This window comes from Aromatoleum toluvorans (assembly GCF_012910905.1).
GTDB lineage: Bacteria > Pseudomonadota > Gammaproteobacteria > Burkholderiales > Rhodocyclaceae > Aromatoleum > Aromatoleum toluvorans.
On sequence record NZ_WTVN01000053.1, the window covers coordinates 1 to 21010 of the forward strand.

Genomic DNA, 21010 nt, shown 5'->3' on the forward strand with positions numbered 1-21010 from the left:
AAGATCACCCGCGTCACGGCAAACACCAGCACCAATGCGAGCGCGAGCAGCGCATAAATCGCACCGTTGGTGATGCCGTCCTGCGCGAGCAACAGCGCTATCTGGAAATCCATGGACGAACTCCGGCTGTCCGCGTCGAGACGCGGAAACACAAGAGATGAAAAAGGAAGGAAGTCGCGCGCCGCGGCGGCTAGGCGGGCATCATCGACGCTGCACCGGCATGCCGGATGAAGACATCGCGCACGGGAGGGGCCGGGGCACGGCTGAGGCAGGGGGGGTGGTCATTGGTATTGTCTCCGGTCTTGGCCGCCCCGAAGCGGGTGCGGCGGGTGGCGACCTCGATGGTCGCTCTCGAGTTTTGCTCCCGCGGGCATGCCCCGACGGTGCCCGGACAAGCTACAGCCCCAAAACAGACTTGTCAAACACTTGTTCAAGTAGTCTAATCACCCCGCACCGCGTGCCAATCATCCATCGCAAGTCCGCCCCCGATCCCGCGACGAATGCAGCGCAGCCTCCCGCACGCTATGATTTCCGCCTATCACCCTTCGCACCAGCCCTGATGACTTCCGCCACGGCAGCCGCCCACGACGATCCGCAGCTTTCCCCGACCGAGGCCGGGATCCTGCGCCTGGCGCACGACGAGCCCGAACTCGGGCAGGCCGCCGTCGCCGAACGCCTGCGCCGCGCCGGCCTGACGATCTCCGCTTCGGGGGTGCGCTACATCTGGCAGAGGCACGGGCTGGAAACGACCGCCAAGCGCCTGCAGGCGCTCGCCGACGCGGCCCCCGAAGGGCTTGCCGCACTCACCGACAGCCAGCGCGAGCTCCTCGAACGCGGCACGCTCAGCGCCCAGCTCGCGTCCGCCCCGTGCGACGGCACGCGCGACAAGGAGGAGCCGCTCGACCGCCGCCAGATCATCCTCAACGCCGCGGCCGAACTGTTCTCCGACCAGGGCTACGACCGCAGCTCGATCCGCGACATCGCGCGCAAGGTCGGGCTGCTGCCCGGCTCGGTCTACCACCACTTCGCGTCCAAGGACGAGCTCTACCTCGCGGTGCATCGCGAAGGCTTGCAGCGCGTCATGAGCACGATCACGGCGGAAATCGAAGCGCTTTCCGATCCGTGGGAGCGCCTGCGTCGCGCCTGCGAGGTGCACGTCGCGCAGATGATCGAAGGCCCGGCGGTCGAACGCATCACCGGCCACAACCTTGCGCTCATCGGCAACCACGAACTCCTCGCGAAGATCCAGCCCGCACGCGAAGCCTACGAACAGCTCTTCCGCGATCTCGTCACCGCCCTGCCCGTCGTCCCCGGTACGGATCGCTCGCTGCTGCGCCTCTTCCTCCTCGGCGGCATGAACTGGGTCTATCTGTGGTACCGCGAAGGCCGCCGCACGCCGCGCCAGATCGCCGACGCGATGGTCGAGATGGTGCGCCGGGGCGTCGCGCCGTCCTGAGCCGACGCCCGGCGGGGCCCATGCCCCGTTTCCTTGCCTTTCCGCCGCGATCCGCCATAACTGAAATGGGTGATCGGAGACGGCCATGTTCAAGGACAGGGAAGACGCCGCACGCCAGCTCGCGGCCAGGCTCAAGGGGCGCCCGCTGAAGGATCCGCTCGTGCTCGCCATCCCGCGCGGCGGCGTCGTCACCGGCGCCGTTCTCGCGCGCGAACTCGGTGCGGAACTCGACGTCGTGCTCGCGCGCAAGCTGCGCGCCCGCTACGACCCCGAACTCGCGATCGGCGCGATCGGCGAGGACGGCGAGGAATACCTCGCCCGCTTCGCCTACTCCGTGATCGGCATCGACGACGACTACCTCGTGCAGGAGCGGGCGCACCAGATCGCCGAGATCGAACGCCGCAAGCAACGCTTCCGCGCCGTGCGGCCCGCCGCCGCGATCGCCGGCCGTTCGGTCATTGTCACCGACGACGGCGTGGCGACCGGCGCGACGATGCTCGCCGCCCTGCACGTCATCCGCGCCAAGCAGCCGCACGAGCTGATCGTTGCCGTGCCGGTCGGCCCCCCGGACACGCTGGAGACGCTCGCACGCCACTGCGACCACGTCGAAAGCGTCCTGAAACCGGACTGGCTCGGCGGCATCAGCGGCTTCTACGGCGACTTCACCCAGGTCGAGGATGAAGAGGCGCTGCGCCTGCTGCGCGACCACCAGCCTCCGCGCGCCGCGCCGCAATGACCCGGACGCCGGGGCGATGCCTGTGCCTGCCGCAGCGCAGATCGGACACGGCGAACGTAACGATCGTGAAATTTTCACGCGACCGGCAAATAAGCAAGCCCTCATATCGCGTGAAAACGTGTACACCGCACATATTCGGTTACTATCGCTTACAGTCCGTGAAACATCATGCGTGTGCCGGACAAGGTGGGTAGTCGGCAGGACATCACTGACAAAGGCCCCGGCGATCGAAGAAATCCGACCAATGCGCGATCTACAGCTTCCGCACAGCGTCACCACTGCGATCGAAGGCGCAAACGTACCGCCCTTGCCTCAGGTATTGCTCCGCCTGATCCAGCAGGTGGACGACGAGTCATCCACGGTCGACAACCTGGCCGCCATCGTGAGCCAGGATCCGGGGCTCACTGCACGCATCCTGACCGCGGCCAATTCGGCGGCGTACTACCGCAAGACCGCCGTGGGCGACATCAAGTCCTGCGTCGTGCTTCTCGGGACGCGAATGGTCCGCTCGATGGCGACCAGCCTCGCCGTCAAGCGCCTGTTCGACGCCGACAGGGGCTCCGTTGCCGCCGACCTCACCGATTTCTGGCGCCACTCCCTCCTGGTCGCCGAAACGAGCCGCGCGGTCGCAGTCGCGACCGGCTATCCCAAGCCCGACGAAGCCTATCTCGCAGGACTCCTGCACGACGTCGGCCAGCTCCTCCTGATGTCCGCGTTGGGCGAGCAGTACGCATGGCTGCTGTCGCAAACCGGGACCGAGGACAAGCTGCTGGAACTCGAACGCAGCAGCCTGTCGACCGATCACGGCGAAGTGGGCACCTGGATGGCGGACCAGTGGAAGCTCGACAGCGAACTCGCCGACGCGATCCTGTTCCACCATGCGGATGCGGCGGAAATCTCGACCGCTTCGTCCCTGCCGCGCCTCGTGTGGTTCGCCGACGCCCTTGCCCGCGGCGTGGAGAACCTCGTTCCGTTCGAGGAACTCGCCACAACGCTCCTTGGAGCGGACGCGGGTTTCGATCCGGGCCGGATCCTGGCGCGCGCACTCGACCACGTGCAGGTGATCGCCACCGCGATGGGCGTCGCGGCGCGGCCCGAGCCCGACGACGCGTCGCCGGCGCGCACGCTGCCCAACGTCACGGTGCTCGCCCCCCCTGGCCCCCACCAGGAAGCGGATCGCGCACTCGCCGACCACATCCGCGACATGGCGGTCATGCATCCGCTGCAGCAGGACCTGTTCACGCTCACCAGCGACGAGGAACTGCTGGGCGCCCTGCGCGAATCGGCGCGCATCCTGTTCGAACTGCCGCGCATGGGCTTTCTCCTCATCGACCGCGAGTCGGGCGAGCTCACCGGCACGTCGATCGCCGGGCAGGCAGCCATCTTCCGCCAGACGCGCATCGCGCGCGGCGTCGATGTCGGCCTCGCGACGCGTGCCATTGCCGAGCGCGAGGTGTGCAGCAGCTTCGACGAAGGCCCGGCCCATCGCGAATCCCTGCTCGACCGCCAGCTCGCGCGCACCTTCGGCAGCGAAGGCATCCTCGCCCTGCCGATGGTGGGCAAGCGGCGCATCGTCGGCGTGATGCTGTTCGCCCTGGACCGCGCCGAGCATGCCCGGCTGAAGCGCCGCACGCCGTGGCTGCAGAACTTCGGCCGCATCGGCGGCATGAGCGTCGAGGCCTGGCAGGATGCAACCTCCTACCGCAAGCAGGCGGAGGACGAGGCCGCTGCGGCCTTCCGCCTCCAGGCGCGGCGCGTCGTGCATGAAGCGGGCAATCCGCTCGGCATCATCAAGAGCTACCTGCGCATCCTCGACCAGAAGCTCCCGGAAAACAGCGAGGTCCGGCACGAACTCGACGTCCTGCGCGACGAGATCGACCGCGTGGCCGGCATCGTGCGGCGCATGAACGAGGTCCCGCCGACAGACGCCGAACCGGCGTCCGTGGCCGTCAATGCGCTGGTGCGCGAGCTGCTCGCGCTCTACGCGGCGCCGCTGTTCGGCGACAAGGGCATCGCCGTCACGAAACACCTCGGCGAGGACACCGACCGTGCGGCGTGCGACCCCGACAGCTTGAAACAAATTCTTGTTAATTTGTGGAAGAACGCCGCCGAGGCGACGCCAAGAGGCGGCCGTTTCGATATCTCGATCCTCGACGGCGTCATGGAGAATGGCAAGCGACACGTCGAGATCCGCATGGAAGACAGCGGCGCCGGAATGCCCGACGAGGCGATCCGCAACCTGTCCTTCCCGGACCAGTCGCACGGCCAGACCGAACGCGGCCACGGACTGTCCATCGTGGGCAGCATCGCCGCCAGGATCGGTTGCAGAATTTCATGCCGCAGCAAGGCGGGCGCCGGCACGACGCTCTCGCTCCTGCTGCCGTGTGTCCGGATTTGATGATGCTTGCGGGCCGGCACCCTGCGTGACCCCCGCCTCGGAGACCTCCATGGAGATTGGCAAGAGCCTGTTCTCGGCAGCAAAGGCCGGGCTTCCCGCGCAGACCCACGCGCGGGTGCTGATCGTCGATGACGAACCACGCATTCGCGAGGCCTACGGCGCCCTGCTCGCCGCAGATGGGCGCGAGATCCTCACCTGCGCCAACGGTGCGGATGCGATGGCACGCCTCGGCAGCACCGACATCGATGTCATGGTCCTGGACCTGCACCTGCCGGACATGCATGGCACCGAGATCATGGCGTGGATGGGCGATGCCGGCATCGACACCGCCGTGGTGGTCTTCAGCGGCGACGACGGCATCGACTCCGCCATCCTGGCGCTGCGGCGCGGCGCCTGCGAATTCATCCGCAAGCACGCGAACCCGGAGGAGCTGATCCGGACCGTCGACAAGGCCATCAGACGGCGTCACCTCGAGCGCGAGAACGCGCGCATGACGGCCCGCCTCGAAGAGTCGGAGCGCCTGCACCGCTTCCTCGTGGAACACTCGCCCGACATCATCTACACGCTCGACCCGGAAGGCCGCTTCGTCTTCCTCAATCCCCGCATCGAAACGCTGCTCGGCTACCGGCGCGGCGAACTGATCGGCAAGCACTACTCGCTGATCGTGCACCCCATGGACCTCGACCAGGCGCGCAGCGCCTTCGCCGAACGCCGGGTCGGCCTGCGCGCGACCATGAACCGGGAAATCCGGCTGCGCTGCCGCAATCTCGATGTGCGCACCTTCGAGAACCGCACCATCGTCGCGATGCTGAGCTCACAGGGCATCTACCAGCAGGAGGTGGAAGACGGCGACGAGAAACGCTTCATCGGCACCGCCGGCGTCCTGCGCGACATCACCGAGCGCAAGCACGCCGAGGAGACCATCAGCTACCAGACCTACCACGACCTCCTCACCGGCCTCCCCAACCGCGCGCTGTTCCGTGACCGCCTCAAGCTCGCGATCAGCCAGGCACGCCGCCGCGGCGAGCTGGTCGGGCTGATGTACCTCGACCTCGACCGCTTCAAGCTCGTGAACGACACGCATGGCCAGATCGAGGGCGACGAGCTGCTGAAGAGCTTTGCGCGGCGCGTGCGCGAATGCCTGCGCGCCGGCGACACGATGTCGCGCCAGAGCGGCGACGAATTCACGATCCTGCTGCCCGACATCGCCGACGCACAGGCGCTGCAGCGCATCGCCGAAAAGATCGTTGCCGCGCTGCGCGCCCCCTTCACCGTGGGCGGTCGCGACTTCCGCTGCACGGCGAGCATCGGCCTGGCCGTTTTCCCGGACGACGCCGACAGTGTCGACGGCCTGCTGCGCGATGCCGACATGGCAATGTGCCAGGTCAAGGCACAGGGCAAGAACGGGTTCATGCGCTATGCACCGGAAATGCACCGCAGCCACTGCGAACGCGTCGACCTCTCGAATGAACTGCGCATCGCCATCGAGAGCAATCAGCTGACGCTGCACTACCAGCCGCAGATCGACCTGGTGCACGGCCGCGTGACGGGTGTCGAGGCGCTGGTGCGCTGGCAGCATCCGGAGCGCGGCCTGCTGGGCCCCAACATCTTCATCCCCCTCGCCGAGGAAGAAGGGCTGATCTTCCCGATCAGCGACTGGGTCCTCAACGAAGCCTGCCGCCAGCAGGCAAGCTGGCGGCGCAGCGGCCTCACCGACCTGAAGGTTGCGGTGAACATCTCGCCGCTCGAGTTCAACCGCGCGGACGTCGTCGAACGCATCCTCCTGCCGATCCGCACCCACCAGGTGCCGCCCGAGAGCATCGAGATCGAAATCACCGAGAACCTGCTGATGGACGACGCGGAGAGCGTGATCGCCAAGGTGCAGGAACTGCGCAAGCACGGCCTGCGCATCTCCATCGACGACTTCGGCACCCGCTACTCGTCGCTGAATTACCTGCGCCGCTTCCCCGTCAACACGGTCAAGATCGACCAGAGCTTCGTCCGCGATCTCGACAGCACCGGCCGCCAGTCACCGGTCATCAGCGCGATCGTCGGCATCGCGCGCGGCTTCGGCCTGAGCGTGCTGGCCGAAGGCGTGGAGACGGCATTCCAGATCGAGGCGCTGCTGCAGCACGGCTGCGACGTGATGCAGGGCTTCCACTTCAGCCGCCCGGTTCCGGCCGACGAAGTGCAGCGCTACATCGAGGCGCAGGCACTGGCAACGCTCTGAGGTCCCCGGCGCGTCGGCATCAGCCGGCCGACGCCGCATCGACCTGCACGACGCCCCCTTCCACGCGCACCGCGAAGGTCGCGACCGGTTCGCACGCGGGCGGCGTGAGGGCAGCCCCCGTCACCAGCGAAAATCGCGAGCCGTGGCGCGGGCAGGTCACCTCCTCGCCCTCGACGACACCCCACGACAGGACCTCGTCCTCGTGGCTGCAGCGATCCTCGATTGCCAGGAAGCGTCCGGCAACGTTGAACACCGCCACTTCGCGCCCGTCCTCCAGCGCAACGACGCGGACCGTGCCGTCGGCGAAATCGTCCGCCTGCGCAACATCCAGCCACTCGGCCATCACAGCAACCCCAGTTCCAGGCGCGCGGCCTCGCTCATGCGAGCGGCAGACCAGCGCGGTTCCCACACCAGTTCGACGCCCGCCTCGCTGACGCCGGCCACCTCCTCGATCACACACTGCACGGTGCCGGGAAAGCTCGCCGCAACCGGGCAGCCCGGCGCCGTAAGCGTCATGCGCACCGCGACCTTGCCGGATTCCTCGTCGACGTCGAGCCCGTAGATCAGGCCCAGATCGTAGATATTCACCGGAATTTCCGGGTCGTAGATGGTGCGCAGCGCGGCGATGACGTCGGCACGCAGGCCCGTCCCTTCCGGCGCCGGAGCCTGCACCTCGTTCGCCTTCGCCTGCTCGGCACGATGCAGCCAGTCGAAGATGCCCATCTTGCGCCTCTTGCCCTTCCTCTCCCGCTTATCCATCTGCCGTCCGTCCCGTCGCGGCCGGCTCCGTTCCCGGTTGCTCATCCCGCTCGGTGGTGACCGGCGTGTGCTGGTCGTGCAAGGCCGCAACCAGCGTGTGCCACGCGAGCGTCGCGCACTTCACCCGCGCGGGGAACTCCGCGACGCCGGCCAGCACTTCCAGCTTGCCCAGCGGCGGCCCCGCCCCTGCGGCGCCCTCGTGCCCGGTGACCAGCGCGTGGAAGCCGTCGAACAGCGCCCGCGCCTCGGCCTCGGTCCTGCCCTTCAGTGCCTCGCTCATCAGCGACGCGGACGCCGTGGAGATCGCGCAGCCCGTTCCCTCGAAATGCACGTCCTCGATCACCCCTTCGCGCGTCTTCACGAACAGCCTGATGCGGTCGCCGCACAGCGGGTTGAAGCCCTCGGCCTGGTGGTTCGCGTCCGCGAGCACGCCGTAATTGCGCGGCCGCCGGCCGTGGTCGATGATGAGTTCCTGGTACAGGTCGCGCAGCTCAGGCATCGCCGAACACCTCCGGCACCTTCTCCAGCGCGGCGAACAGGGCGGCGACGTCCTCATGCGTGTTGTACAGCGCGAACGACGCCCGCACCGTCGCCGCAACGCCGAAGCGCTCCATCAGCGGCATCGCGCAGTGGTGTCCGGTACGCACCGCGACCCCCTCGTGGTCGAGGATGGAGCCGACATCGTGCGCATGCACGTCTTCCAGCACGAAGGACAGGATCGCGGCCTTCTCGCGCGCCGTGCCGATCAGCCGCAGCCCCGGAAACGCCTGCGCCCGCTCCGTCGCGTCGCGCAGCAGGGCGTGTTCGTGCGCCGCGATGGCGTCGAAGCCAACCTCGCGCACGTAGCGCATCGCCTCGGCCAGCGCGATCGCGCCGGCGATGTTGGGCGTGCCCGCCTCGAATTTGTACGGCAGGTCGTTGTAGGTCGTATGCGCAAAACTCACCTGCCGGATCATGTCGCCGCCCCCCTGCCACGGCGGCATCGCCTCCAGCAGCGCGCGCCGCCCGTACAGCACCCCGGTGCCGGTCGGGCCGTAGAGCTTGTGCCCGGAGAAGGCGTAGAAGTCGCAATCGAGCGCCTGCACGTCGATCGCCACATGCGGCACCGCCTGCGCGCCGTCGAGCAGCACCGGCACGCCGCGCGCGTGCGCCCGCGCGATCAGCTCGCGCACCGGGTTGATCGTGCCCAGCGCGTTCGACACGTGCGTCAGCGCGACGATGCGCGTGCGCGGCGACAGCAGCGTCCCGAAGGCCTCGATGTCCAGCTCGCCGCGGTCGTCGACCGGCACGACCTTCAGCACCGCGCCGCTACGCTCGCACGCGAGCTGCCACGGCACGATGTTGGAATGGTGCTCCATGCCGGTGATGAGGACCTCGTCGCCGGCGCGGAAGCGGGCACCGAAACTGTTGGCGACGAGATTGATCGCCTCGGTGGTGCCGCGCACGAACACGATCTCCTCGCGCTGCACGGCGTTGAGGAATTCCCGCGCGGTGTCGCGCGCGCCCTCGTAAGCGTCGGTCGCCTCCTGGCTCAGCCGATGCACGCCGCGGTGCACATTGGCGTTGAGGTGTTCGTAGTAGTGCGTCTCGACGTCGATCACGCACTGCGGCTTCTGGCTGGTCGCGCCGTTGTCGAGATAGACCAGCGGACGGTCATTCACCGTGCGCGCGAGGATGGGGAAGTCCGCGCGCCGGCGCACGATGTCGCCCGCGGGGCCGGTTCCTGCCGCCCTGCCCAGCGCCGCACGTTCCTTCGGGTCGTCACGCATCGTCGATCTCCTGTATCCCCTCAAACGGCCTCGGGCAGCGCGCCCGGCAGCAGCGATTCGAGCCGCGCCCGCAGCGGACCGTGTTCGATTCCGGCCAGCGCGTCGGCGGCAAAAGCGCGGATCAGCAGTGCCCGCGCGTCGCTTTCGCCGATACCGCGCGCGCGCAGGTAATGCAGCTGATCCGCGTCGAGCTGACCGACCGTCGCACCATGCGCGCACTTCACGTCGTCCGCCCAGATTTCGAGCTGCGGCTTGGTGTCGACCTCGGCCTCCTCGGACAGTAGCAGGTTCCGGTTCGATTGCAGCGCATCGCTGCGCTGCGCATCCGGCCGCACGATCACGCGGCCGTTGAACACCGCCCGCGCCGCCTCGTCGAGCACGCCCTTGTACAGCTCGCGGCTCGTGCCGCGCGGACGGGCGTGGTCGATGCAGGTGTGGTGGTCGATGTGTTGCCGCGCGCTGCCGACATAGAGGCCGGAGAGCCGCGCCTCGCAGCCTTCCGCACCGAGCCGGGTCGCAATCGCCGCGCGCGCGAGCTGTCCGCCGAAGGCGAACGCATGCGACACGAAGGCGCTGTCCTGCCCCTGCTCCGCCGCGACGTCCGCGACATGGAATCCCTTGCGTCCCTCCTGCTGCAATTTCGTGTGGGCGATGCGCGCACCGCGACCGAGCACGATGCGCGTGACCGTATCGCTCAGATAGCCCGCGCCGTCCGGCCCGACGTGATGCTCGATGACCGTCGCGCGGGCGCCGGCCCCGACCCGGATCAGGTTGCGCGGAAACACCGCGAGATCGCTGCGCGTCGTGACGAACAGCAGATGCACCGGCGCGTCGAGTTCGACGCCCGGCGCCAGATCGATCCACGCGCCATCGCGCCACAACGCCTCGTTGGCCAGCCCGAAGCCATCCGCCCCGTCGGCGCCGTCGGCGAACCACTCCTCCGCATCGCCGCCACCTTCATCGGCAATCGTCGCGAGGCTTTCTACCCTCGCCCCGGCCGGCAGGCGACCCGCATCCGACAGTCCCGCCACGAGACGTCCATCGACGAACACCAGCCGGCGCGTCCCGCCGATCGCATGGCGCTGCACCATGGCGCGCACTTCGTCGAGAGCAACGGCCTCGCACTCAACCCCGAACGCCCGCCGCGCGATCGCGGCAACGCTGGTGTATTTCCAGTCCTCGTCGCGCGTCGTCGGCAGGCCCCGCGCCGCAAGGCGCTCGATCGCCGCGTCGCGCCGGCGCCGCAGCCACGGCAACGCGGCCCCCGGGAGCCGCGCCGCCAGCGACGGGTAGGCCGACAGCAATCCCGGCACGCAGGGTTCATCCGGGCCGATCCTCATGCCTGCCCTCCCGCGACACCGGCCTGCGGCTGGCGTGCTTCGGCCTCGACCCAGCCGTAACCGCGGCTTTCCAGTTCCTGCGCCAGTTCCGGGCCGCCCGACAGCGCGATCCGCCCCTGCGCGAGCACATGCACGCGGTCGGGGCGGATGTGGTCGAGCAGGCGCTGGTAGTGCGTCACGAGGATCATCGCGCGCGCCGCGCTGCGCATCGCATTCACGCCCTTCGCGACGACCTTCAGCGCGTCGATGTCGAGGCCCGAATCGGTCTCGTCGAGGATCGCCAGGCGCGGCTCCAGCACCGCCATCTGCAGGACCTCGTTGCGCTTCTTCTCGCCGCCCGAAAAACCTTCATTCACCGCGCGGTACAGCAGGGCCTCGTCCATCTCCATGAGCCTGAGCTTCGCCTTCACCAGCGACAGGAAGTCCACCGCATCGAGCTCGGCCTCGCCGCGATGGCGGCGCAGCGCGTTCAGCGCCGCCTTCAGCAGGTAGATGTTCGCGACGCCGGGAATTTCGACCGGGTACTGGAACGCGAGGAAGATGCCTTCGCGCGCGCGATCCTCCGGCGCCAGCGCGAGGAGATCGCGCCCCAGGTAGCGGATCTCGCCCTGCGTCACCACGTAGCCTTCGCGCCCCGCCAGCACGTGCGCGAGCGTGCTCTTGCCCGAGCCGTTCGGCCCCATGATCGCGTGCACCTCGCCCGCCCGCACGTCGAGGTCCACGCCGCGCAGGATCGGCTTGTCGTCCACCGTGGCGTGCAGGTTGCGGATTTCCAGCATGGTGCCCTCCTACCCGATGCTCCCCTCCAGGCTCACGCCGAGGAGCTTCTGCGCCTCGACGGCGAACTCCATCGGCAGCTGCCTGAAAACCTCCTTGCAGAAGCCCGACACGATCAGCGACACCGCGTCCTCGGCCGAAATGCCGCGGCTTTGGCAGTAGAACAGCTGGTCCTCGCCGATGCGCGAGGTCGAGGCCTCGTGCTCGACGCGCGCGGTCGGGTTCTTCACCTCGATGTACGGGAAGGTGTGCGCGGCGCAGCGGTCGCCCAGCAGCAGCGAGTCGCACTGCGTGTAGTTGCGCGCCCCGGCCGCGCTCTTCGCGACCTTCACGAGGCCGCGGTAGGCGTTGCTGCCATGCCCCGCCGAGATGCCTTTCGACAGGATCGTGCTGCGCGTGTTGCGCCCGACGTGGATCATCTTCGTGCCGGTATCGGCCTGCTGCCAGTGGTTCGTCAGCGCCACCGAATGGAACTCGCCCACCGAATTGTCGCCGCGCAGGATCACGCTCGGGTATTTCCAGGTGATCGCCGAACCGGTCTCGACCTGGGTCCACGAGATCTTCGAATTCGCCTCGCGGCAGTCGCCGCGCTTGGTCACGAAGTTGTAGATGCCGCCCTTGCCGTCCTTGTCGCCCGGATACCAGTTCTGCACCGTCGAATACTTGATCTCGGCGCCTTCTCGCGCGATCAGCTCGACCACCGCCGCGTGCAGCTGGTTCTCGTCGCGCATCGGCGCCGTGCAGCCTTCGAGGTAGCTCACGTAGGCACCGCGGTCGGCGATGATCAGCGTGCGCTCGAACTGCCCGGTGTTCTTCGCGTTGATGCGGAAGTAAGTCGACAACTCCATCGGGCAGCGCACCCCCGGCGGGATGTAGCAGAACGACCCGTCCGAGAACACCGCCGAATTGAGCGTCGCGAAGAAGTTGTCGGTATAGGGCACGACCGAACCGAGGTACTCCTGCACGAGGTCCGGATGGTTCTGCACCGCCTCGGAAAACGAGCAGAAGATGATGCCCATCGCGCCCAGTTTTTCCTTGAAGGTGGTCGCGACCGACACGCTGTCGAACACCGCGTCCACCGCGACGCCGGCGAGCAGTTCGCGCTCGGCGAGCGGCACACCGAGCTTCTCGTAGGTGCGCAGCAGCTCCGGATCCACCTCGTCGAGGCTCTTCGGCCCGTCCGTCTTCGCGCGCGGCGCCGAGTAATACACGATGTCCTGGTAGTCGATCGGCGGATGGCGCACCGTCGCCCACCGCGGCTCCGTCATCGTGAGCCAGTGGCGGAAGGCCTTCAGCCGCCATTCGAGCATGAAGGCGGGCTCCTGCTTCTTCGCCGAAATGAGGCGGATGACGTCTTCCGACAGGCCGCGCGGCACGGCATCGACATCCAGCGGCGTGTAGAAGCCGTGGCGGTATTCCTGACTGATGAGTTCGTCGAGCTGCACGGAACGCTTGCCCATCCTGCGATCCTCCATGGCCGGCACACATGGCCATCCTGAGTGGTTAGGACCCGCTCGCGGGGGTTTCGTTCCGGGCCATTCCCACGCCATTGGCATGGTCTTTCCCGCACCCGAACAAATGACTCGCAAACTGCCGCCTCATCCAGTTTAATGATCAGTGAAGCACCGGAAATCCGGAACGAATATCTGGATGCAGGAGATCGTGACCATGCCCGCAGTCCCCCCGCTCGAACCGCAGCTGCTGTGCACCCGCTGCGCCCCTGAACTGCTCGACTTCGATACCACCGCAGCCCTCCCCGAATCCGACGCGATCTTCGGCCAGGAGCGCGCCGTCGAGGCCGTGCGGCTGGCGTTGGAGATCGACGCCCCCGGCTACAACCTGTTCGTGCTCGGCGAACCCGGCGGAGGCCGCCACGCCGCCGTCCGCCGCCTGCTGGAAGCCCACGCCGCCACGCTGCCGTCGCCCGGCGACTGGGTCTACATCAACAATTTCGCCGAACCGAACCATCCCCATTCGCTGCAGCTGCCCGCCGGCCGCGGCGCGCAGCTGCGCGACGACATGCAGCAGTTCGTCTCCGAACTGGGCCAGGCGATTGCCGCCGGCTTCGACAGCGACGAATACCGTGCGCGCACCGAGGCGATCCAGGAGGAGTACAAGCAGCGCGAAGAGAGCATGTTGCGCGCGCTGGGCGACGAGGCGGGCGAAATGGGCATTGCCTTCCTGCGCACCCCGCAGGGTTTCGCCTTCGTGCCGATGAAGGGCGATGAAACGCTGGACCCGGAAGCGTTCAACGCGCTGCCAGAGGAAGAGCGCGAGCGCATCGGCAAGCTCATCGCGGAGCTGCGCGAAAAACTGCACAAGCTGCTGCAGCAGTTCCCCCGCCAGCGCCGCGAGATGCAGGCACGCATGCGCGAAGCCAGCCGCGAGACGCTCGAGCTCGCGGTCGGCCATCTGATCGAGGAGCTGAAGGAGCGCCACGCCGACCTGCCCGCGATCCAGACCTTCCTCGACAAGGTCCTGCGCGACGTCGTCGAGGTCGGCCAGGAGCTGCGCGAACAGGCGGGCAAGAGCGATTCGTCCGGCCCCGGCGAAGGCGGCATCTCGGCACAGCGCTACCAGGTCAATCTGCTCGTCGACCAGGACGGACGCAGCACCGCACCGATCGTGTTCGAGGATCACCCGACCTTTCCCAACCTCGTCGGCCGCGTCGATCAGGTCGCCCACATGGGCACCCTGGTCACCAACTTCACCCTCATCCGCGGCGGCGCCCTGCATCGCGCCAACGGCGGCTACCTGATCCTCGACGCCGAAAAGGTCCTGACCCAGGCCTACGCCTGGGAAGGGCTGAAGCGCTCGCTCAAGTCCGGGCAGGTGCGCATCGAGTCGCTCGCCCAGGTGTTCGGCTGGGTCGGTTCGCTGCCGCTCGAACCGGAACCCATCCCGCTCTCGGTCAAGGTGGTCCTCGTCGGCCTGCGCCGCCACTACTACCTGCTGAAGGCGCTCGATCCCGAGTTCGACGAACTCTTCAAGATCGGCGCCGATTTCGAGGACGTGGTCGAGCGCACGCCCGACAACACGCGCCACTACCTGCGCAAGGCCGCGGCGCTCGCCCGCCAGCAGGGCCTGCTGCCGCTCGACCGCGACGCGGCCGGTCGCCTCGTCGAATACGCCGCGCGCCTTGCCGAGGACGCAGGCAAGCTGTCGACACGCACCCGCGAACTCGCCGACCTGCTGCGCGAAGCGGACCACGTCGCACGCGCGGCCGGGCAGCGCGCGATGCGGCGCGCGGACATCGAAGCCGCGCTCGCCGCCCGCATCGAGCGCGCCGACCGCCTGCGCGACGCCGTGCACGACGCCGTGCTGCGCGACACGCTGCTGATCTCCACGACCGGCGCCGAAGTCGGCCAGATCAACGGCCTCGCCGTCATCGACCTCGGCGACTTCCGCTTCGGCCGCCCCACGCGCATCACCGCCACCGCCCGCCTCGGCGACGGCGACGTCATCGACATCGAGCGCAAGGCCGAGCTCGGGCGGGCCATCCACACCAAGGGCGTGATGATCCTGTCCGCCTTCCTCGCCTCGCGCTACGCGCCGAACCGCCCCCTGTCGCTGTCGGCGAGCCTCGTGTTCGAGCAATCCTACGGCCCGGTCGAAGGCGACAGCGCCTCGCTCGCCGAACTGTGCGCGCTGCTCTCGGCGCTCTCCGGCCTGCCCATCCTCCAGTCGCTGGCGATCACCGGCTCGATCAACCAGCACGGCAAGGTCCAGGCAATCGGCGGCGTCAACGAGAAGATCGAGGGCTTCTTCGACATCTGCAAGGCGCGTGGCCTCACCGGCGAACAGGGCGTGCTGATCCCGCAGTCCAACGTCAAGCACCTGATGCTGCGCGACGACATCGTGCAGGCCGCCGCGGCCGGGCGTTTCCGCATCTACGCCGTCGCCACCGTCGACGAGGCGATCACGCACCTCACCGGCGTCGCCGCCGGCGAAGCCGACGCGAAAGGCACCTACCCCGAAGGCAGCGTCAACCAGCGCATCGAAGCGCGCATCGACGAACTCATCGCCCTGCGCAAGGAATTCGCCAACGGCAAGCGCGGCGCGAAGGGCAACGGCAAGGCGACGCGGACCCGGGAGCCGAATGACGGTCTAAAGTAAGTAGGCAGACAAACCGGAGGCGCGCGATGGAAAGTCCCGCCGCTCTGAACACCCTGCAGCCCGGCGACGCCCTGATCATCGTGGACGTGCAGAACGACTTCCTCCCCGGCGGCACCCTCGCGGTGCCTGCGGGTGACGAGGTCGTGCCGCTGCTCAACGCACTGATCGCCCGCTTCGCGCGCCTCGACCTCCCCGTCGTCGCCACCCGCGACTGGCACCCGCCGGAGCATTGCTCCTTCCGCGAGCGCGGCGGCCCGTGGCCCCCGCATTGCGTCGCCGGCACGCCCGGCGCGGCCTTCGCCGCGGGACTTGCGCTGTCCGCGTCGGCCGTCGTGATCTCCAAGGCCGACGCCGCGGACCGCGACGCCTACTCGGGCTTCGAGGGCACCGATCTTCACGCCCGCCTGCGCGATGCCGGTGTGCGGCGCCTCTTCGTCGGCGGCCTCGCGACCGACTACTGCGTGCTCAACACCGTGCGCGACGGCCTCGCGCTCGGCTATGCGGTGACCCTCCTCACCGATGCGATCCGCGCCGTGGACGTCGCGCCCGGCGACGGCGAACGTGCCATCGACGAGATGACGCGCCGCGGCGCCCGCCCCCTCACCTCCGGCGACATCAGGGATCCCGCATGACCGCCTCCACATCCGCCCTGCTCACCGACCTGTACCAGCTCACCATGCTGCAGGCCTACTTCGACGGCGGCATGACGAAGACGGCGTCCTTCGAATTCTTCGTGCGGCGGCTGCCGCAGCAGCGCAACTTCCTCGTCGCCGCCGGCATCGAGCAGGTGCTCGACTATCTCGAGGCCCTGCGCTTCTCCGACGCCGAACTCGAGTGGCTCGCGGGCAGCGGCCGCTTCCACCGCCGCTTCATCGACTGGCTCGCGACGCTGTGCTTCACCGGCGACATCGACGCGATGCCCGAAGGCACGGTGTTCTTCGCCGACGAACCCATCCTGCGCGTCACCGCCCCGCTGCCGCAGGCCCAGCTCGTCGAGACGCGCATCATCAACCTGCTGCAGTTCCAGACGATGGCCGCCTCCAAGGCCGCGCGCTGCACGCTCGCCGCGCACGGCCGCCTGCTCGTCGATTTCGGCCTGCGCCGCGCCCACGGCGCCGAGGCCGGGCTGCTGTCCGCCCGCGCCAGCTACCTCGCCGGATTCGACGGCACGGCGACGGTCGAGGCCGGCATGCGCTGGGGCATCCCGCTGTACGGCACGATGGCCCACTCCTTCATCCAGGCCCACGACGACGAAGCCGCCGCCTTCGAGCATTTCGCCCGCTCGCAGCCCATGGCGAACACGATGCTCATCGACACCTACGACACCGAATCCGCCGCCCGAAAGCTCGCGGGCCTCGCCGCCCGCCTCGCGCGCGACGGCATCGCGATCCAGGCCGTGCGCATCGACAGCGGCGACCTCGCCGAACACGCCCGCCGCGTGCGCGCCATCCTCGACGGCGAGGGCCTGCCGACGGTGCGCATCTTCGTCAGCGGCAACCTCGACGAATACGCCGTGCACGATCTCGTCGCCGCCGGCGCACCGATCGACGGCTTCGGCGTCGGCACGCGCATGAACACCTCGGCCGACCAGCCCTGGCTCGACTGCGCCTACAAGCTGCAGGAATACGATGGACAGCCGCGCCGCAAGCGTTCGGAAGGCAAGGCGACCTGGCCCGGGCGCAAGCAGGTCTATCGGCGGCGCGACACCGCCGGCTGCCTTGCGGGCGACCTCCTCACGCTGCTGGAGGACAGGGCCGAGGGCGAAGCCCTGCTCGCCCCCGCGATGCGGGCCGGCCGGCGCCTCGCGGCGTCACCGCCCCTCGCCGCCGTGCGCGCCCACGCCGCCGCCAACCTCGCGGCGCTGCCCCCCGCCCTGCGGGAGATTGCGCCCGCCGAAGCACCTCCCGTCACCGTGTCGGCCTCCCTGCGCGAACTGGCCGACGCCGTGGACCGGAGGCAGGAAGCAAGCTCCCCGGCAACCTACTGATGCCGGCGACCGACCGGAGGACCCGAAGATGCCCCTGACGCTGATGTCGACCGCTTTCGAACATGGCCACGCGATCCCCGCCGCCTACACCTGCGACGGCCGCAACGTGTCGCCGCCGCTCGCGTGGAACGGCCTTCCCGCGGCCACCCGCAGCCTCGCGCTGATCGTCGACGACCCCGACGCCCCCGATCCCGCCGCACCGAAGATGACCTGGGTGCACTGGGTGCTGTACAACATCCCCGCGCACGCCGCGGGCCTGCCCGAAGGCATCGCGCCGGCCGCACTGCCCGCGGGCACGCTCGAAGGCCTGAACGACTGGAAACGTACCGGCTACGGCGGCCCCTGCCCGCCGATCGGCCGCCACCGCTACTTCCACAAGCTCTATGCGCTGGACGTCGTGCTGCCGGCACTCGCGCCCGCCACCAAGTCCGGCCTGGAAGCCGCGATGCGCGGCCACATCCTCACGCAGACCGAACTCATCGGCACCTTCGAGCGTCACTAAGACATGGGCGGACCGCACGCCGCGGCCCCGACGACGCTCAGAAGGTGCGGCAGACCTCTTCGAGAACGCGCCGCACCCGCACCATGGCTTCCTGCAGCACCACCTCGATGCTGCTGAACTGAATCCCGGTCTCGCTCGCCCCGCGGCCCGCGGCAAAGTTCGCGACGACGTTGATCGCCGCGTACGGCAGGTTCAGCTCGCGCGCAAGCGCAGCCTCGGGCATGCCGGTCATGCCCACCAGGTCCGCGCCGTCGCCCTCCAGGCGGTTGATTTCCGCCGCCGTCTCGAGCCGCGGCCCCTGGGTTGCCGCATACACGCCGCCGTCGTACATCGCCTCGCCGACCACGGCCGCCGCCGCCAGGATGCGCTGGCGCAAGGGCTCGTCGTAGGGGTGGGTGAAATCGATGTGATGCACCGCGGACTCGCCCCCGTCGAAATAGGTGCTCTTGCGGCCCCACGTGTAATCGATGATCTGGTTCGGCATCACCATCGCGCCCGGCCCGAACTCCGGCCGGATGCCGCCGACCGACGCGACCGACACGATCGCCGTGACCTTCGCCTCTTTCAGCGCCCAGATGTTCGCACGGTAGTTCACCTGATGCGGCGGGATCGTGTGTCCGTAGCCGTGCCGCGCGAGAAACACCACCGGCTTCTCCGCCAGCTTGCCGAACGTGAGCGCCCCCGACGGTTCGCCGTAGGGCGTACGCGCAACCTCACGGCGGGTGATTTCGAGCGTCGAAAGCTGGGTGAGTCCGGTCCCGCCGATGATCGCGAGCATGAAGCCTGTCTCCTTGGAAAACGGCGCCGATTCTAGCACGCAGCCACGCCACGGCCCCCGCCGCCGGGCCGGAAGCGTCCGCCACATCCGCGGCGTTGCGACAGCGCGCGCAATCGCGCGACGCCCCATGCTGCGATGCCACAGCGCGTGCTAAAATTAAAAACTTTTCAAAGACTTCCCGGCCCCACATGTCCCGCTCCATCCGCAACATCGCCATCATCGCCCACGTCGACCACGGCAAGACCACGCTCGTCGACCAGCTCCTGCGCCAATCCGGCACCTTCCGCGAGAACCAGCAGGTCTCCGAACGCGTGATGGACTCGAACGACCTGGAAAAGGAGCGCGGCATCACCATCCTCGCCAAGAACTGTGCAGTCCAGTATGGCGACACCCACATCAACATCATCGACACCCCGGGGCACGCCGACTTCGGCGGCGAAGTCGAGCGCGTGCTGTCGATGGTCGACGGCGTGCTGCTGCTCGTCGATGCGGTCGAAGGCCCGATGCCGCAGACCCGCTTCGTCACGCGCAAGGCGCTCGCCCTGGGCCTCAAGCCCATCGTCGTGATCAACAAGATCGACCGCCCGGGCAGCCGCCCCGACTGGGTCATCAACCACACCTTCGACCTCTTCGACAAGCTCGGCGCCACCGAAGAACAGCTCGACTTCCCGGTCGTCTACGCCTCCGCGCTGAACGGCTACGCGATGCTCGACCCTGCCACGCCGGGCACCGACATGAAGCCGCTGTACGAAGCGATCCTCGAGCACGTGCCGCAGCCCGAAGTCGACGCTGCCGGCCCGCTCCAGCTCCAGATCTGCTCGCTCGATTATTCCACCTACATCGGCCAGCTCGGCATCGGCCGCATCAAGCGCGGCCGCATCCGCCCGAACCAGGAAGTCGTCGTGATGTACGGCGACGAAAACCGCGGCAAGGCCAAGATCGGCCAGGTCCTGACCTTCAAGGGCCTCGAGCGCAGCCAGGCCGAATCCGCCGAAGCGGGCGACATCGTGCTGATTTCCGGCATCGATCAGGTGAACATCGGCGTCACGATCTGCGACCCCGACAGCCTCGACGGACTCACGCCGATCGCCGTGGACGAGCCGACGCTGACGATGAACTTCCTCGTCAACTCCTCGCCGCTCGCCGGCCGCGAAGGCAAGTTCGTCACCAGCCGCCAGATCCGCGAGCGCCTGGAAAAGGAACTCCTGAAGAACGTCGCACTGCGCGTGAACTACACCAACGACTCCGACGTGTTCGAAGTCTCGGGCCGCGGCGAACTGCACCTCACGATCCTGCTCGAGAACATGCGCCGCGAGGGCTTCGAGATGGCTGTCGGCCGTCCGCGCGTCGTGTTCCGCGAGATCGATGGCGTGAAGTGCGAGCCTTTTGAAATGCTCACCGTCGACGTCGAGGAAGAGCATCAGGGCGGCGTGATGGAAGAACTCGGCCGCCGCCGCGGCGAACTGCAGGACATGCAGTCTGACGGCAAGGGCCGCACGCGCCTCGAATACCGCATCCCGGCGCGCGGCCTGATCGGCTTCCAGGGCGAATTCCTGACGCTGACGCGCGGCACCGGCCTCGCCAGCCACGTCTTCGACGATTACGGCCCGATGGCCGGCGCGATGGGCGAGCGCCGCAACGGCGTGCTGATCTCGCAGGACGACGGCCAGGCCGTCGCCTACGCGCTGTGGAAGCTGCAGGACCGCGGCCGCATGTTCGTGACGCACAACGATCCGGTGTACGAAGGCATGATCATCGGCATCCACTCGCGCGACAACGACCTCGTCGTGAACCCGATCAAGGGCAAGCAGCTCACCAACGTCCGCGCGTCGGGCACCGACGAAGCCGTGCGCCTGATCCCCGCTATCCAGCTCACGCTGGAATCCGCGATCGAGTTCATCGCCGACGACGAGCTCGTCGAGATCACGCCGAAGTCGATCCGCCTGCGCAAGCGCTACCTCACCGAGAACGAGCGCAAGCGCGCCGCGAAGGCCGAAGCGATGTAAGCCGCGCCCCGGCGGCTTGCCGGGGCCGAATCGAGTAGGGGACGGGGTCACCCCCGTCGCCCTCTCACACCACCGTACATGCGGTTCCGCATACGGCGGTTCATGAAAGACACTGGAGTCGTCGCGTCGTATCGAGCAGCGACACCAGACCCATAC

17 protein-coding genes and 1 pseudogene are annotated in these 21010 nt (G+C 68.3%); 9 read left to right on the forward strand and 9 right to left on the reverse strand.

The window, feature by feature from the left end; translation table 11 throughout:
* A pseudogene (locus GPA22_RS22860) lies at positions 1-113 on the reverse strand (branched-chain amino acid ABC transporter permease); the annotation flags it as partial.
* A 446-nt stretch (positions 114-559) separates the two neighbouring features.
* On the opposite strand from GPA22_RS22860, the gene GPA22_RS20965 reads away from it, so the two are divergent.
* The 4 genes from GPA22_RS20965 to GPA22_RS20980 all read left to right on the forward strand — a co-directional run bounded on the left by GPA22_RS20965 (position 560) and on the right by GPA22_RS20980 (position 6820).
* Positions 560-1456, forward strand: a complete 897-nt coding sequence (locus tag GPA22_RS20965) for a TetR/AcrR family transcriptional regulator (RefSeq protein WP_169258018.1) — start codon at positions 560-562, stop codon at positions 1454-1456.
* An 85-nt stretch (positions 1457-1541) separates the two neighbouring features.
* Entirely contained in the window at positions 1542-2192 is a 651-nt protein-coding gene (locus tag GPA22_RS20970; protein WP_169258019.1) for a phosphoribosyltransferase, read from the forward strand.
* Between the two features lie 244 nt (positions 2193-2436).
* On the forward strand, positions 2437-4590 hold the full coding sequence (locus GPA22_RS20975; RefSeq protein ID WP_169258020.1) for an HDOD domain-containing protein: 2154 nt from the start codon (positions 2437-2439) through the stop codon (positions 4588-4590).
* Positions 4591-4639: 49 nt separating this feature from the next.
* The gene (locus tag GPA22_RS20980) at positions 4640-6820 is read left to right on the forward strand and encodes a putative bifunctional diguanylate cyclase/phosphodiesterase (RefSeq protein ID WP_169258021.1); all 2181 of its coding nucleotides are present in this window, start codon (positions 4640-4642) and stop codon (positions 6818-6820) included.
* Between the two features lie 19 nt (positions 6821-6839).
* Here the strand turns inward: GPA22_RS20980 and GPA22_RS20985 are convergent, their stop codons facing one another.
* From GPA22_RS20985 to sufB, 7 genes are read right to left on the reverse strand one after another with little or no spacing between them, the layout of a single operon-like run.
* Complete coding sequence (locus GPA22_RS20985; RefSeq protein WP_169258022.1) at positions 6840-7163, reverse strand: non-heme iron oxygenase ferredoxin subunit; 324 nt, start codon at positions 7161-7163, stop codon at positions 6840-6842.
* A complete protein-coding gene (locus tag GPA22_RS20990) occupies positions 7163-7579 on the reverse strand; it encodes a DUF59 domain-containing protein (RefSeq protein ID WP_246264597.1) in 417 nt (138 codons plus the stop codon). The genes GPA22_RS20985 and GPA22_RS20990 overlap by 1 nt, the downstream gene beginning before the upstream one ends.
* Positions 7572-8078 carry a Fe-S cluster assembly sulfur transfer protein SufU gene (gene sufU, locus GPA22_RS20995; RefSeq protein WP_169258023.1) on the reverse strand — a complete coding sequence of 169 codons (507 nt, stop codon included), beginning with the start codon at positions 8076-8078 and terminating at the stop codon, positions 7572-7574. The genes GPA22_RS20990 and sufU overlap by 8 nt, the downstream gene beginning before the upstream one ends.
* The gene (locus GPA22_RS21000; protein ID WP_246264599.1) at positions 8071-9348 is read right to left on the reverse strand and encodes a cysteine desulfurase; all 1278 of its coding nucleotides are present in this window, start codon (positions 9346-9348) and stop codon (positions 8071-8073) included. Before GPA22_RS21000 ends, sufU begins: the two co-directional genes overlap by 8 nt.
* A 20-nt stretch (positions 9349-9368) precedes the next feature.
* Positions 9369-10688 (reverse strand): Fe-S cluster assembly protein SufD, encoded by a 1320-nt coding sequence (gene sufD, locus GPA22_RS21005; protein WP_169258024.1) that lies wholly within the window; start codon positions 10686-10688, stop codon positions 9369-9371.
* On the reverse strand, positions 10685-11467 hold the full coding sequence (sufC, locus tag GPA22_RS21010) for a Fe-S cluster assembly ATPase SufC (RefSeq protein WP_169258025.1): 783 nt from the start codon (positions 11465-11467) through the stop codon (positions 10685-10687). The genes sufD and sufC overlap by 4 nt, the downstream gene beginning before the upstream one ends.
* A 9-nt stretch (positions 11468-11476) precedes the next feature.
* Positions 11477-12925 carry a Fe-S cluster assembly protein SufB gene (gene sufB / locus GPA22_RS21015; RefSeq protein ID WP_169258026.1) on the reverse strand — a complete coding sequence of 483 codons (1449 nt, stop codon included), beginning with the start codon at positions 12923-12925 and terminating at the stop codon, positions 11477-11479.
* A 208-nt stretch (positions 12926-13133) separates the two neighbouring features.
* On the opposite strand from sufB, the gene GPA22_RS21020 reads away from it, so the two are divergent.
* From GPA22_RS21020 to GPA22_RS21035, 4 genes are read left to right on the forward strand one after another with little or no spacing between them, the layout of a single operon-like run.
* Positions 13134-15581 (forward strand): Lon protease family protein, encoded by a 2448-nt coding sequence (locus tag GPA22_RS21020; protein WP_169258027.1) that lies wholly within the window; start codon positions 13134-13136, stop codon positions 15579-15581.
* Between the two features lie 26 nt (positions 15582-15607).
* A complete protein-coding gene (locus GPA22_RS21025; protein ID WP_169258028.1) occupies positions 15608-16213 on the forward strand; it encodes an isochorismatase family protein in 606 nt (201 codons plus the stop codon).
* Positions 16210-17568 carry a nicotinate phosphoribosyltransferase gene (locus tag GPA22_RS21030; RefSeq protein ID WP_169258029.1) on the forward strand — a complete coding sequence of 453 codons (1359 nt, stop codon included), beginning with the start codon at positions 16210-16212 and terminating at the stop codon, positions 17566-17568. Before GPA22_RS21025 ends, GPA22_RS21030 begins: the two co-directional genes overlap by 4 nt.
* A gap of 28 nt (positions 17569-17596) precedes the next feature.
* Positions 17597-18070 carry a YbhB/YbcL family Raf kinase inhibitor-like protein gene (locus GPA22_RS21035; RefSeq protein WP_169258030.1) on the forward strand — a complete coding sequence of 158 codons (474 nt, stop codon included), beginning with the start codon at positions 17597-17599 and terminating at the stop codon, positions 18068-18070.
* 37 nt (positions 18071-18107) lie between these two features.
* On the opposite strand, the gene GPA22_RS21040 is transcribed toward GPA22_RS21035, so the two are convergent.
* Positions 18108-18848: an S-methyl-5'-thioinosine phosphorylase gene (locus tag GPA22_RS21040; RefSeq protein WP_169258031.1), complete on the reverse strand. Its 741-nt coding sequence runs from the start codon at positions 18846-18848 to the stop codon at positions 18108-18110.
* A gap of 188 nt (positions 18849-19036) precedes the next feature.
* Between GPA22_RS21040 and typA the strand changes: the two genes are divergently transcribed.
* The gene (typA, locus tag GPA22_RS21045; protein WP_169258032.1) at positions 19037-20854 is read left to right on the forward strand and encodes a translational GTPase TypA; all 1818 of its coding nucleotides are present in this window, start codon (positions 19037-19039) and stop codon (positions 20852-20854) included.
* Positions 20855-21010 lie beyond the last annotated feature (156 nt).